11 protein-coding genes and 1 pseudogene are annotated in these 14,110 nt (G+C 70.8%); 8 read left to right on the forward strand and 4 right to left on the reverse strand.

The genetic code is table 11. The annotated features are described in order from the left end of the window. Nucleotides 1–2: 2 nt before the first annotated feature. Nucleotides 3–2,243 (forward strand): PQQ-binding-like beta-propeller repeat protein, encoded by a 2,241-nt coding sequence (locus tag ACGFX9_RS24150; protein WP_393475588.1) that lies wholly within the window; start codon nucleotides 3–5, stop codon nucleotides 2,241–2,243. Between the two features lie 18 nt (nucleotides 2,244–2,261). On the opposite strand, the gene ACGFX9_RS24155 is transcribed toward ACGFX9_RS24150, so the two are convergent. Next, entirely contained in the window at nucleotides 2,262–3,095 is an 834-nt protein-coding gene (locus ACGFX9_RS24155) for a MurR/RpiR family transcriptional regulator (protein ID WP_393475590.1), read from the reverse strand. After that, on the reverse strand, nucleotides 3,092–4,663 hold the full coding sequence (locus ACGFX9_RS24160; protein ID WP_393475593.1) for an aromatic amino acid ammonia-lyase: 1,572 nt from the start codon (nucleotides 4,661–4,663) through the stop codon (nucleotides 3,092–3,094). The genes ACGFX9_RS24155 and ACGFX9_RS24160 overlap by 4 nt, the downstream gene beginning before the upstream one ends. A 151-nt stretch (nucleotides 4,664–4,814) precedes the next feature. On the opposite strand from ACGFX9_RS24160, the gene ACGFX9_RS24165 reads away from it, so the two are divergent. Genes ACGFX9_RS24165 through ACGFX9_RS24190 form a run of 6 tightly spaced genes read left to right on the forward strand, consistent with a single transcriptional unit; the run spans nucleotide 4,815 to nucleotide 10,256 of the window. Further along, on the forward strand, nucleotides 4,815–6,065 hold the full coding sequence (locus ACGFX9_RS24165) for an ABC transporter ATP-binding protein (RefSeq protein WP_393475596.1): 1,251 nt from the start codon (nucleotides 4,815–4,817) through the stop codon (nucleotides 6,063–6,065). Further along, on the forward strand, nucleotides 6,062–6,709 hold the full coding sequence (locus ACGFX9_RS24170; protein ID WP_393475599.1) for an ABC transporter permease: 648 nt from the start codon (nucleotides 6,062–6,064) through the stop codon (nucleotides 6,707–6,709). The genes ACGFX9_RS24165 and ACGFX9_RS24170 overlap by 4 nt, the downstream gene beginning before the upstream one ends. A 1-nt stretch (nucleotide 6,710) precedes the next feature. Beyond that, nucleotides 6,711–7,382, forward strand: coding sequence for an ABC transporter permease (locus tag ACGFX9_RS24175; RefSeq protein ID WP_393475601.1), 672 nt, complete (start codon nucleotides 6,711–6,713; stop codon nucleotides 7,380–7,382). 21 nt (nucleotides 7,383–7,403) lie between these two features. Further along, nucleotides 7,404–8,339, forward strand: a complete 936-nt coding sequence (locus tag ACGFX9_RS24180) for an ABC transporter substrate-binding protein (protein ID WP_393476565.1) — start codon at nucleotides 7,404–7,406, stop codon at nucleotides 8,337–8,339. A 37-nt stretch (nucleotides 8,340–8,376) separates the two neighbouring features. Then, entirely contained in the window at nucleotides 8,377–9,777 is a 1,401-nt protein-coding gene (locus ACGFX9_RS24185) for a purine-cytosine permease family protein (RefSeq protein WP_393475604.1), read from the forward strand. A 56-nt stretch (nucleotides 9,778–9,833) separates the two neighbouring features. Then, a complete protein-coding gene (locus ACGFX9_RS24190) occupies nucleotides 9,834–10,256 on the forward strand; it encodes a hypothetical protein (protein WP_393475607.1) in 423 nt (140 codons plus the stop codon). Nucleotides 10,257–10,522: 266 nt separating this feature from the next. Here the strand turns inward: ACGFX9_RS24190 and ACGFX9_RS24195 are convergent, their stop codons facing one another. Further along, a complete protein-coding gene (locus tag ACGFX9_RS24195) occupies nucleotides 10,523–11,914 on the reverse strand; it encodes a cystathionine beta-synthase (RefSeq protein WP_393475610.1) in 1,392 nt (463 codons plus the stop codon). A 643-nt stretch (nucleotides 11,915–12,557) separates the two neighbouring features. Further along, nucleotides 12,558–12,704: pseudogene (locus ACGFX9_RS24200) on the reverse strand (hypothetical protein); the annotation flags it as partial. 944 nt (nucleotides 12,705–13,648) lie between these two features. Here ACGFX9_RS24200 and ACGFX9_RS24205 point away from each other — a divergent pair. Beyond that, the gene (locus ACGFX9_RS24205; protein WP_393475613.1) at nucleotides 13,649–13,858 is read left to right on the forward strand and encodes a hypothetical protein; all 210 of its coding nucleotides are present in this window, start codon (nucleotides 13,649–13,651) and stop codon (nucleotides 13,856–13,858) included. Nucleotides 13,859–14,110: the final 252 nt, after the last annotated feature.

Genomic DNA, 14,110 nt, shown 5'->3' on the forward strand with positions numbered 1-14,110 from the left:
CGATGCCGCCCACCCCGCCCGTGCCGCCGCCCACCCCGCCCGTGCCGCCGTCCGCACCGCATCCGCCCGGGCCCGGGCCCGCACCCACGCCGCCCCCGCACGCCTCCTCGGCCGCCGCCCCCGCCCCCGCCCCGTACATCGGCCCCTACCGGGTGATCCGGGAGCTCGGCGCGGGCGGCATGGGCCGCGTCCACCTCGCCGCGTCGCGCAGCGGGCGTGCGGTGGCCGTCAAGGTCGTGCGCCCCGAACTGGCCGCCGACCCCGACTTCCGCCGCCGCTTCAAGGCCGAGGTCGACGCCGCCCGCGCGGTGTCCGGCGCCTTCACCGCGCCGGTCGTCGACGCCGACCCCGAGGGGCCGCAGCCGTGGCTGGCCACCGCGTACATCCCCGGCCCGTCCCTCGCCGACGCCCTGACCGCCCACGGACCCATGCCCGAGTCCACCCTGCGCGTGCTCGGCGGCGGCCTGGCCGAGGCGCTGGCCGCGATCCACCGCGCCGGGCTCATCCACCGCGACCTCAAGCCGTCCAACATCCTGCTCACCCTCGACGGCCCCCGGGTCATCGACTTCGGCATCAGCCGGGCCGTCGACGGGACCGTGCTCACCGCCGAGGGGCAGGTCGCGGGGTCGCCCGGCTTCATGTCGCCCGAGCAGTCGAGAGGGGGCGAACTGACGCCCGCGAGCGACGTGTTCGCCTTCGGTGCCGTGCTCGCCTTCGCCGCCACCGGCGTGCCGCCCTTCGGCACCGGCGCAGTGCACGCCCTGCTCTACCGGGCCGCCTACGAGGAGCCGCAGCTGACCGGCGTCCCCCACGGCCTGCTCGGCATCGTCACCGCCTGCCTCGACAAGGACCCCGCCCGCCGCCCGACCGTCGAGCAGCTGCAGACCTGGCTGCGTCCGGAGACCACCGCGGGCTGGCTCGGCGCGGTCGAGCTCCGGGTGACCGAGGACCAGCGCACGCTGGCCGGCGCGCTGCGCGGCCCGCTGCTCAGCCGCCGCCGCCTGCTGACCGGCAGTGCCGCACTCGCCGTGACGGCGGCGGGCGGCACCGCCTGGTTCCTGCGCTCGCGCGGCGAGGACGGCGGGGGCACGGCAGCCGTCCCCGAACTCGCCTGGACCAAGGAGCTTCCGCAGCCCGGCATGTTCCTGCGCACGGTGACCCGGTCCACGCTGCTGTGCACCGAGAAGGCCTCCGGCGCCTGCTTCGACCGGAGCACCGGCAAGCTCCTGTGGAAGGACCTCGGCGGCCAGAACACCGACGCCCTCGCCGACGACAAGCGCGTCTACACGGTGCGTACCGACGGCAAGGTGTACGCGTTCGACGGCCGGTCCGGCAAGAAGGAGTGGGATGCCCCGGCCGGGGACGACGCGCCCGAACTTGACTTCTCCGACAGCGAGTTGGTCATGGTCAGGAGCGGCGGGCACTTCCGGGCCCTGGAGGCGTCGAGCGGTGACGTGCGGTGGACCTCCCGTGACAAGGAGGACGTCAGCGTGACCATCGGCGCCACCCCGGCGGGCGCACTCCTCACCTGGGGCGACGTATCCAAAACCAATCCGGCCGCGATGCTCAAGGGCTACTCCGCACTCGACCGGAAGACGGGCGAGCGCGTGTGGACGAAGGACCTCGTCACCCTGTATCCGCCGGAGAAGGGCAAGGCGAGCAAGGTGCTCTACGGCATCGACGCCCGCATGAAACTGCACGCCCTCGACCCCGAAAGCGGCCGGACACGCTGGAGCGAGCCCACTCAACTGCCCCCGACGAACAGTGAGATCCTCGGCTACGAGGGGTCCCTGAGCCTGCTCGACGGCACCCTGTTCTGCTATCCGAGCACCGGCTTCAACGGCTCGACCCGCGGCCTGCTCGCCGCCTTCGACCCCGCGTCGGGCAAGACCCTGTGGACGGTGCGGACCGCCGCCCGCGGCAACCGCGGCTACGCACGTGCCGGTGGGACCGTCTGCTACCTGGACAAGAAGGTCCTGCACGGGGTCGACGCCGGGACCGGCGCGAAGCGCTGGACGGCTGGGGCGGGCCTGGCCGAACTCGACCTCCTGGGCGTGCTGCGCGGACTCTTCCTCGCCGCGGGCACGAAGGGCCTGTACGCCTTCCACGCCGACACCGGCGAGCAGGTCTGGCACCACCGCGCCACGGGCGGCTCCGGACGCTGGTCGGCGCAGGCTCTCGGCGACGACCTGTACGCCACCTGGTCGGGCAAGCTCTTCCGCTTCTCGGTGCCCGGCACGTAACGCGACCCCGGCCGGGTCCTACTCCACGAACAACCCCCGCGCCGCCGCCCCCGCGTCGAACTCCTCAAGCCGCGCCTGCGCGTCCGGAAGACCGTCACACATGGCCTCAAGCAACACACGCCCGAGCAGCATCGGTGCGCAGGCCGTGTCGAAGGCGAGGCCTGTGCCGACCGCTGCCGGGAGGAGGAGGTCGGAGTGGGCTGCCACGGGGGCGAACGCCGAGTCGGCCACCGTGACCACGGAGAGGCCCGCCGCCTGCGCGTAGGCCAGCGCGTCCACCACCTCGCGCGGATGCCGCGGCAGCGCGAAGCACAAAAGCGCCGAGGCCCCGGCCCGTACCGCCGCGTCGATCCGGTCGGCCAGCATCGTGCCGCCCTCGTCGAGGAGGCGTACGTCGGGGTGGACCTTCGCGGCGAAGTACGAGAAGCCGTACGCCTGGGACGCGGCGGCCCGCAGGCCGAGTACCGGCAGCGGGCGGGAGGAGGCGAGGAGCCGTCCGGCGCGCTCCACCGGGGCCGGGTCCGCGAGGACCTCCGCCAGGTGCCGCAGATTCTCGATCTCCGCCTCGACCGCCTGCTGGTACTCGTTGAGGGAGGCCTCGCCCCCCGCATCGGCGGGAGCCAGCTCCCGCAGGTGCCGCCGCAGCGCCGGGTATCCGTCGAAGCCGAGCGCCACCGCGAAACGTGTCACGGAGGGCTGGCTCACCCCGGCGAGCTCCGCCAGTTCGACGCTGGAGAGGAAGGGGACGTCCGCCGCCCGCCGCACCATGCAGTGCGCGATGCGCCGCTGGGTGGGCGTCAGCCGGTGGCCCTCGAAGAGCACCTGCAGCCGCGCCGCTGGACTGTCACTCATAGCGTTCCCCTCACAACAGCCTGGCTTTCAAGGCCCGTTCCGCTTCCGGCGCCGAGGCCGGACCACAGCTCCGTGAACCGGTCGAGCAGTCCGGCCGCCGCCGTCACATCATCCGTCAACGGCCGGTCGGCCAGCTCCGCGTCGAGCACCGCGTCCGCCAGCTCGAAGGCCCTGCCGACGGGCAGCTCCGGGTCGAGCCGCATGTCGCGCTGTCTCAACGCCCGTATCGCGGCGACCAGTTCACAGCCCACGACCAGGCGGTACGCCTCGCACGCCCGCAGTGTCTGACGGGCCGCGAGCGAGGCGAAGCTGGCCTGCTCCTCGACGCCACGGGAGAGCACCGCGTGCCCCAGGGACGCGGGCGCGGAGAAGGCGCGCAGGTCACCGAGGGCCGCCCCGGCCGCGTATTCGAGGATCATCACGCCCGACGACGCCGGTTCGCCGTCCGCGAGGAAGGGCCGCAGGCGCGTGAAGCCCGGTTCGTTCAGGGTCGAGAGGCGTGAGGTCGACAGGCGTGCCGCCTGCGTGACCGCAAGCCTGAAGTGGTCCAGGGACAGGGCGAGTTGGGCGAGATAGAAGCCGCCGTGGTGGTAGGCCGCCATGTCCTCCGCCGAGATCAGCGGGTTCTCGGCCGCCGCGTTGATCTCGACCGTCAGGACGTCCTCCAGGGCGTCCGCCGCGTCGGTCGCGGGCCCGTGGATCTGCGGCACACAGCGGAAGCCGTACGGGTCCTGGATCCGGCCGAGGGGCGGCGTGGGGCGGTCGGGCGCGCCGAGGATCAGCCGCATCCGTTCGGCGACCGCGTACGAACCCGCGTGGCGCCGCGCCTCGTGCACGGGCAGCGCGTACGCCTCGTACGAACCGTCGACCGCCATCAGGGACAGCGCCGCCACCACCTGCGTGGCCGCGATCAGGCCGCGCAATTCGTGCAGGGCGAGCGCGGACTGGCCGAGCGTGAGGGCGTTGCTGCTGATCAGGGCGAGGGCGTCGTTGTTGTCCAGGGGCTGCGGGTCGGGGGCCGCGCCCGCCCCCTGCCAGGGGTGCTCGCCCGCCAGCGCGAGGCCCATCTGCGCGAGCGCGGCGATGTCGCCGGTGCCGACCGAGCCGAATTCGTTGACCTTCGGGTACGCGCCCGTCTCCAGGGCCTCGCAGAGCGCCGTGACGACGGTCGGGCGCAGGCCCGCGCCGCCGGCGAGGAGTTGGTTGGCGCGGACCGCGAGCATCGCGCGGACCTGCCGTGCGGGCAGCTCATCGCCGATCGCGCCGGCGTGGCTGCGCAGCAGCCGCAGGCCGTGGTCGGCGGCTGCCTCGGTCGGCACGGACTCATTCCGGTTGGCGCCGACTCCGGTGGAGCGGCCGTAGACGCGGCCCCAGGAGGCGATCTCCCGGGCGGCGTTCCACGAGCTCTCCACGCGCTTCATCCCGTCCGTTCCCGGAACAGGCTTTGCGGTGGATTCGGCCATACGTACGACATCTGCGACCATCAGTCCGCGGCCGTCCAGGACGACGACCGAGCTGCTGTCGCCGGTCGCCCTGTCAGACGCCTTGTCCGCGATATGAGACGACATCACTCGCAATTCCTCCTCAACCGGTCGCTCTGTCTTGCCCTGCGACCACTTGTAACCAGTGATTTACGCCTGGGCGCGGACTAACTATTGACAATCTATTCAGTCACCGAGAACTCTGCATGACGATATACAGCCGGGCAAGGGACTCCTCATGATCCAATTCGATACGGTCCACAAGCGCTTCCCGAACGGCACAACCGCGGTCCACGACCTCAGCCTTGAGATGCCGGAAGGGGGCGTGACCGTCCTCGTCGGATCTTCCGGTTGCGGCAAGACGACGACGCTCCGCATGATCAACCGGATGGTCGACCCGACCTCCGGGACGATCAGGGTCAACGGCAAGGACGTCCTGGAGCAGGACGCGGCCGAGCTGCGCCGCTCCATCGGGTACGTGATCCAGCAGTCCGGGCTCTTCCCGCACCGCACGGTCCTGGACAACATCGCGACGGTGCCGCTGCTGCTCGGCTGGGGCCGCAAGAAGGCGCGGGCGCGGGCGGCGGAGCTCCTGGAGACGGTCGGCCTCACCGCCGACGCCGGGAAGCGCTACCCGCACCAGCTCTCCGGCGGCCAGCAGCAGCGCGTGGGTGTGGCCCGCGCGCTCGCCGCGGACCCGCCGGTGCTCCTGATGGACGAGCCGTTCGGCGCGGTCGACCCCGTGGTGCGCACCCAGCTCCAGGACGAACTCCTGCGCCTTCAGCGGGAGTTGAACAAGACCATTGTCTTCGTCACGCACGACATCGACGAGGCCGTACGGCTCGGTGACCGGATAGCCGTCTTCCGCACCGGCGGCCACCTCGTCCAGTGCGCGAGCCCCGCCGAGCTCCTGGCCCGCCCCGCGGACGACTTCGTCGCGGACTTCCTGGGCGCGGAGCGCGGCCTGAAGCTGCTCTCCCTGACGACACTGGCCGAGGTCCCGCAGGCCCCCGCCCCGGAGGGCGGCGCGTGGACGCTGCGGCTGGACGCTGCCGGGGCACCGGTGGCCTGGCGGCACAAGGACGGCGACGCGGCGGACGTCCCCGTACGCCCCCTGCGGGACACGGACTCGCTGCTCTCCGCCCTCAACGAGTCCATCGGCTCCCCCGCGGGCCTGGTCGCCCGCGTCGACGCGGCGGGCGTCCTGACGGGGGTCAGCTCGCGGGACGACATCCACGGCGTGGCGGGCGCGGCACACCGGTCGGGCCGCGGGCCGGTGGGGGCTGAGCGCGCAGTTCCCCGCGCCCCTTCCAGGGGCGACTCGGCGCGGGACGACATCCACGACCCGGCGAGCAGCGCCCCGTCAGGGGCGCGGGGCTCTGACATGTGCGGCTCCGCCGCGGGGGCGCGAGCAACCCAGGACGGCGGTCCCGACGCAAAACCCACGGAAGCCACCCCTGACCCCGCTACTGCAAAGCGCACAGCGTGACCGTCGACTGGTCGTGGATAGCCGACCACACCGACGACCTCACCACCCTCACCCTCTCCCACCTCCAGGCCGCCCTCACCGCCGTACTCCTCGGCCTGCTCATCTCGCTCCCCCTGGCCGTCGTCGCCCACCGTGTGCGCCCCCTGCGCGGGCTCCTCCTCGGCCTGTCGAACATCCTGTTCACCATCCCGTCCATCGCCGTCTTCGTGCTGCTCCTGCCGGTCAGCGGGCTCACCCGCACCACCACCGTCATCGGCCTGACGATCTACACCCTCGTCGTGCTCCTGCGGAACACCGTCGAGGGCCTTGACTCCGTCCCCGCCAAGACCAAGGAAGCCGCGAAGGCCATGGGCACCCGGCCGCTGCGCACCCTGCTCACCGTCGAACTCCCGCTCGCCCTGCCGGTGATCATGGCGGGCGTACGGATCGCGACGGTCATGGCGATCTCCCTCGTATCCGTGGCGACGTACATCGGCGACGGCGGACTCGGACAGCTCTTCACGGACGGCTTCCAGCGCAACTTCCCCACCCCCGTCATCGCCGGCGTCGTCCTGACCCTGCTCCTCGCGCTCGTCGCGGACGCCCTGCTCGTCACCCTCCAGTACGTCCTGACGCCCTGGACCCGCCGCAAGAGGAGCGCGTGACATGTACGAACTCTTCAAGGACCTCGGCGCCTGGCTGGTCAGCGGTGACCAGTGGGCCGGGCCCGACGGCATCGGGCACCGCCTCGCCGAGCACCTCCAGTACTCACTGCTCGCCACTCTCATCGCCGCGGCCATCGCGCTTCCGGTCGGCCTGCTCATCGGGCACACCGGGCGCGGCGCCTTCCTCGCCATCAACCTCTCCAGCTTCGGCCGCGCGCTGCCCACGGTCGGCCTGGTCGTGCTTGTCTTCCTGGCCAGCGGCCTGTCCATGTGGCCCGTCTACATCGCCCTGGTCGCGCTCGCCATCCCCTCCATCGTCACCAACACGTACGCCGGGATGACCGCCGTCGACCCCGAGGTGCGGGACGCGGCGCGCGGCCAGGGCATGCGCTGGCACCAAGTCCTCTTCCAGGTCGAACTGCCCCTCGCGCTCCCGCTGATCATGACCGGCCTTCGGCTCGCGCTCATCCAGGTCGTCGCCACGGCCACCATCGCCGCGTACGTCTCCTTCGGCGGGCTCGGCCGGTACGTCTTCGACGGGCTCGCCCAGCGCGACCTCGTGCAGGTGCTCGGCGGCGCCGTGCTCGTGGCGCTCGTCGCCGTCGTACTCGATCTCGCGCTCTCCGCACTGCAGCGCGCCCTCTTCCGTCACCGCCCCGCCAAGTCGGCCTAGGAGCAAACCCAGATGGCCCCCATGAACCGCAGGACACTCCTCGGCGGACTCTTCGCCGCCGCCTCCGTCCCCGCGCTCGCCGCGTGCAGCGGCGGCATCACCTCCCTCGACGGGGGAGGTTCCGGCGGCGGAGGCGGTGGCTCCAGCAAGGACGGCGTCACCATCGGCACCGCCAACTTCACCGAGAACCAGGTACTCGGGTATCTGTACGCCGCCGCACTCGAAGCGGCCGGCGTGAAGACCACGGTCCGCCCCAACCTCGGCACCCGCGAGATCCTCATCCCCGCGCTCAAGGGCGGCGACATCGACCTCCTGCCCGAGTACCAGGGCGCCCTCCTTCACTACCTCGACACCAAGGCGAAGGCGACGGAGGAGGGCGAGATGCAGAACGCCCTCGCCATGGCCCTGCCGCGCGGCCTGCAGATCCTGCCCTACGGCAAGGCCGAGGACTCCGACGCCTTCGTCGTCACCCAGGAGAGCGCCGACAAGTACGGCCTCAAGTCCCTCGCCGACCTGGCGAAGCACAACGGCAAGCTCGTCATCGGCGCGGCGCCCGAGGTCAAGAAGCGCACGGTGGGCTCGGTGGGCCTCAAGGACGTGTACGGCGTCGAGTTCAAAGAGTTCAAGTCCCTCGACTCCTCAGGGCCGTTGGTGAAGGGCGCCCTGAAGAAGGGTGACGTGGACGTCGCGAACCTCTTCACCACCGACACCGACATCGTCGCCGAGAAGTGGGTCGTGCTCACCGACCCCAAGAACCTGATCCCCGGCCAGCACGTCGTCCCGCTCATCGCCGACCGCAAGGCCGACTCGACGGTGCGGGCGGCGCTCGCCCGCCTCGGCAACGCGCTGTCCACCAAGGACCTCACCGAGCTCAACCGCCTGGTGGACAAGGACAAGAAGGACCCGGAGGACGTCGCGAACGACTGGGCGGCGCGGCACGGAATCACCAAGAAGTAACCCAACCGGCAGGCAGCAGCAGGGAGTTCACCGGATCATGGCAGACGCTCTCGTGGAGCGGCGCTCCATCGACGTCGTCCCCGACGACGAACGGCACGGCACCGCGTTCAGCCAGTTCACCCTCTGGCTCGGCGCCAACCTGCAGATCACCGCGGTCGTCACCGGCGCGCTCGCCGTCGTCTTCGGCGGCGACGTGGTGTGGTCGGTGACCGGCCTCCTGCTGGGCAATCTGCTCGGCGGCGCGGTGATGGCACTGCACTCCGCGCAGGGACCGAAGCTGGGCCTGCCCCAGATGATCCAGTCCCGCGCCCAGTTCGGGGTGCGCGGCGCCGTCGTACCGCTCCTGCTCGTCATCCTCATGTACGTCGGCTTCTTCGCCAGCGGCAGCGTCCTCGCGGGCCAGGCCACGGCCCGGCTGACGCACACGAACGACACCACCGGCATCATCGTCTTCGCCGTCGTCACCGCGGTGGTGGCGGCCGTCGGCTACCGCGTGATCCACGTCCTCGGCCGGGTCGCGAGCGTGATCTGCGCCCTGGCCTTCATCTACCTGGGCATCCGCCTCCTGGACCGCGTGGGCCTCTCGGCGCTCCTGAACGACGCCCACTTCGACCTGCCGATGTTCCTGCTCGCGGTGTCGCTCTCGGCGTCCTGGCAGCTCGCCTTCGGTCCTTACGTCGCGGACTACTCGCGCTATCTGCCGCGTACGACATCGGGGCGGGCCACCTTCTGGTGGACGCTGTCCGGCTCCGCGCTCGGCTCGCAGTGGTCGATGACGTTCGGGGTGCTCGTGGCGGCCACGGCGGGCGACGCGTTCCTCGCCAACCAGGTCGGATACGTGGTCGGGCTCGGCGGCACGGGCCTGATCGCCTCCGTCCTCTACTTCGTGATCGCGCTCGGCAAGCTGACCATCAACGTGCTCAACACCTACGGCGGCTTCATGTCGATGGTGACCAGCATCAGCGGATTCCGCGGCCAGAAGACGCTCTCGCCCCGCGGCAGGGCGGCGTACATCGCGCTCATCATGGTGGCGGGCACGGTGGTCGCCCTCCTGGGCAAGGACAGCTTCCTGACGTCGTTCAAGGACTTCCTGCTGTTCCTGCTGACGTTCTTCACCCCGTGGTCGGCGATCAACCTGGTCGACTACTACCTGATCTCACGCGAGCGCTACGACATCCCCGCGCTCTCCGACCCCCACGGCCGGTACGGCGCCTGGCGCTGGGACGCCCTGACGGTCTACGGGGTGGGCCTCCTCGCCCAGCTCCCCTTCCTCGTCACGCACTTCTACACCGGCCCCCTCGTGGACCCGATGGGCGGCGCGGACATCTCCTGGATCGTGGGCCTCGTCGTCCCGGCGGTCCTGTACTGGCTGCTCGCCCGCCGCGACACGTCGCACATACCGGCGGAGCCGGAGCACACGGTGGCTGTTCCCCGCTGAGAAAGGGGGGTTAGCCCCACTGTCAGCCCCGCGGCGGCTGCGTACCGTAAAAGACTATGGAAGCCCGTGACGCCGAACTCAAAAAAGAACTCGACGCCACTCTGCACGCACGCAGAGAGCTAGGCGAAGAGTATGAGTCCGCGCTGGTCGACTCGTTCCTCGGAAAGGTCGAGCAGCGCCTGGACGGCACCATCGACCGGCGAATGCGCCGGCACATGGCCGAGCAGCAGATGGTCGTCGCCCGCGACTCCCGCGCGCCGGGCGGCGCGGTGGACTCCTGGGGCGAGCGCTTCGGCTTCGGAATCGTCTCGCTGATCCTCGCGGTCCCCCTCTCCGCCATCGGCGTGGTCAACGCCGACCTGCCCGGCCTCTTCGTCACCTGGGCGGGCATCGTCGGCGTGAACGCCGTGCATTCGATGCGGGGCATGCACTTCGGACGCGGGAGGGACCGCGGGCGGAAATCGGAGTGGGACGACTGACCCCCGCGCCCCATGCGGAGTTCATGCGCGGGGACCGCCGCACCCCCGGTTTCCCAGGGGGCGGGACGACGGCGGTCCCCGCGAGGGACGCGGGCCGGGTCAGGACCGGGCCCGCGTCCGGGCGTTCAGAGGTCCGGGAGCCGCTCCGGAATTCCTGTACGCCGACAACCACCAATGTGCCGGAGGCGTGTTAAGCGGGTGCTGCGCGGACGTGTCGCGCTCGTACCACTTCCGCGAAGTTCAGCCAACGGCACTCCCAGGGGCGGCTACTGCCCCTGCTGCACGGCCAGGAACGCGAGCAGGTCCTGACGGCTCACCACACCCGTGGGCTTGCCCTCGACCAGGACGATCGCCGCGTCGGCCCGGCCGAGCACCGACATCAGGTCGGCGACGGGCTCGCCCGAGCCGACCTGCGGCAGCGGGTCCGACATGTGCTTCTCCAGCGGGTCGCCGAGCGAGGCGCGCTGCGTGAACAGGGCGTCCAGGAGCTCGCGTTCGACGACGGAGCCGATGACCTCGGCCGCCATCACGTCCGGGTGGCCCGCGCCCGGCTTGACGATGGGCATCTGCGAGACGCCGTACTCACGCAGTACGTCGATGGCCTCGCCGACCGTCTCCTCCGGGTGCATGTGAACGAGCGAGGGCAGTTGGCCACCCTCCTTGCGGCTCAGTACGTCGCCGACGCGAGGCTGGTCGCCGGCCTGCTCGAGGAAGCCGTAGTCGTTCATCCACTCGTCGCTGAAGATCTTGCTCATGTAGCCGCGACCGGAGTCGGGCAGGAGTACGACCACGACGTCGTCCGGGCCGAGCCGCTCGGCCACGCGCAGCGCCGCCACGACGGCCATGCCGCACGATCCGCCGACGAGCAGCCCCTCCTCCTTGGCCAGGCGCCGCGTCATCTGGAAGGAGTCCTTGTCGGACACCGCGATGATCTCGTCGGTCACGGTCCTGTCGTACGCCGTCGGCCAGAAGTCCTCACCGACGCCCTCGACGAGGTAGGGCCGCCCGGAGCCACCGGAGTAGACGGAGCCCTCCGGGTCCGCGCCGACGACGGTCACGCGTCCCTCGGAGATCTCCTTCAGATACCCGCCCGTCCCGGAGATGGTGCCGCCGGTGCCGATGCCCGCCACGAAGTGGGTGATCTTCCCCTCCGTCTGCTCCCACAGCTCGGGGCCGGTGGAGTGGTAGTGGGAGAGGGGGTTGTTCGGGTTGCTGTACTGGTCGGGCTTCCAGGCGCCGGGGGTCTCGCGCACGAGACGGTCGGAGACGTTGTAGTACGAGTCCGGGTGCTCGGGATCGACGGCCGTGGGGCAGACGACCACATCGGCGCCGTACGCCCGCAGCACGTTGATCTTGTCAAGGGACACCTTGTCCGGGCAGACGAAGATGCACTTGTAGCCCTTCTGCTGGGCCACGATGGCGAGTCCGACGCCGGTGTTGCCGGACGTCGGCTCCACGATCGTGCCGCCGGGCTTGAGCTCCCCGCTCTGCTCGGCCGCCTCGATCATGCGCAGCGCGATGCGGTCCTTCACGGAACCGCCGGGGTTGAAGTACTCGACCTTGGCCAGGACGGTCGCCTGAATGCCCGTGGTCACGTTGTTGAGCCTCACCAGCGGGGTGTTGCCGACGAGGCTGATCATCGAGTCGTGGAATTGCACCGTTGTCTCCGGGCTGCGATGTAGTGCGACGAATGGGTGTCGTCAGCGTCTCAGATGGGCTGAGGTTTTCCCCGGTGAGGCTGGTTTTCGTCGCCTGCCTCGGAAAAATCGGAAGAAAAGAGATCCCGGTCGCGCCCGTCGCCCCCGCGTGCTCGCGGTGGCGTAGGCGTGCAGGTGGAATCCTGCGCCGAGTCTGGCCCCTCCCGGCCGGTGTGTTCGCCGGGTGGAGGTGCTCATCGTGTGCGGTGCCTGCCGCCTTGTACGCCACTGGGTATGGCGGCTCGGTGACTGGGGAAGCCGCCCCGCCGGACGCTTTCCACCCTCGTCCGCCGTAGCGGGTGTGGGGGGGGACGGGGACCCTGCGTCGCTTCCTGGGCGCAGGGCGGCTTCTCGTCGTGCCTGCCTTCGTCCGGTCCTGGGCCGCGACGGCGCTCTGCCGCGGATCGAACGACGAGGTGGGCCCGTGGGTGTGCTGGACCGGCTGGTCCAATTCCTTGACCGTACGACGGATGACGTACATGCCGCTCACCCGATCGAGGACGGTGGCGTGCTGGTGGGTCAGGCCTCGGGCGCCGATTCTCTGCCAGGCAGCTACATCCCGGTCCGCGCCGTAGCCGCAGGCGAGGTTGGGGCACTGTGCCCATTTCCAGCCAGGGGTGGTGCGGTCGGGGGCAGCTCGATGGCGGAGCGGGGTCAGACACCTTGGGCAGTACTTCGATGTGCCCCGGGCAGGGACGATGACCACGGCGATGCCGTGTCGGGCGGCTTGGTGTCGTCCGGCCCTTGCCACCCGCCTCCATGTCCCGCAGGTCCTCCAGGTAGATCACAGATGCTTGAGCGGCCAACGCGTGGTCGACCATGAAATGGGCTGCGGCTCGAGCAAGTTGCCCATTGAGTCGCGTGCGCCTCCTGCTGACCGCTGTGAGCTCGGCCAACAGGGTGGCCAGCTTCGCCTCCGTACGCATATCCGCACGCTGTCCCCGTTCGATGCGGCCGTCCACAAGAGCGCGCAGATGGGCGGCCTTGGCCCACAGCTGTTCGGCCTCGATGCGTAACCGGTCGGCCTTGGCCAGGACCCCGTTGGGGCGGAAGAAAGCCGGGCGCCCGTCGGTGACAGGGGTTGGCTGCATGTCGCCAACCAGGGTCAGTGTCCCGCCGGCGAGGAGAGTGGTGAGGCCATAGTCAAAGGCAACAGCCCTCACATGACCAGCGCGCCGGGTCTGTGGGACGACCGAAGTATGGGCAAGGTCCAAACGCAGTCGCCCTGAGCGCACGCGCAGGGTGGGCATGTGCAGGGCGGCGGTCGCCGCGACCGTGGGAGGGAGCCGGAAGCGGAGGGTGACGGCGTGCCAGTCGGCGCGGGCCCGGGGATCGGGCCGTACTGGCAGGCGTACGGTCAGCGTCGCGAAACGGGCCGGGTCGTCCACGCAGCGGGCCAGCACGGTCAACTGTCTGTCGACAGCCGCGAGCACCGCTTGGTGCCCGCCGCCCGGGGCCGCCTCCAGCTCGCAGATGTCCGCCGGAAGGCGACCGTGCGTGGTGTGGAAGGCGACAATCTGCCGGCTGCGCGAGCGCAACACCGAGGCGGGCACGCCTCCCCCGTCCGGGCATGCTGCCCGCAGTGCGGCCCACTCTTCTTCGGTGCGCTGAATGGGGCATCCTCCGCCCGAAGCGAGCCGGAAGGTCGAAGAGGGGCCCGGGGGGCCGCCAGGCCAAGTGGCCAGCACCGCATCAGTGACGCGAGCGCGCCAGCAGGCCGCGCGCAGCACCCTTCCCGCCTGCTCCTCCGCGATCCTGCGCACCCGGTCGGGTACGTACACGCCCTCCGGGGCGCTCGCCGTCCACCCCAAAGCGCGCAACGCCGTCCACGCGTTCGACGGCAACCTCTTGCCCGACGGGGCACGGCCTGAGGCGAGCTGCGCCAACGCCGGCCGCTCCCAATGAGCGCCGGTGACACCTGCGCACATGGCTTCGACCAAGGCCGTGAGCCAGCCGACCCTCTCTGCCAGTCGCCCCGCGTCCAACACCTCGCCGGTGGTCATGTCCAGACCGCGGAACACAGTTACGGGGGCGCATGCCATCAGTTCCGTCTCCCCGTCGGCCAACGGCACCTTCCGCCCCATCCCGCACCCCCTGCCCGAACCAAAACGACCGGCTGTCCGATCATCGGACTCATGTACTCAACGGGGCAGACCC

This window comes from Streptomyces sp. NPDC048436 (assembly GCF_043200355.1).
Classification (GTDB): domain Bacteria; phylum Actinomycetota; class Actinomycetes; order Streptomycetales; family Streptomycetaceae; genus Streptomyces.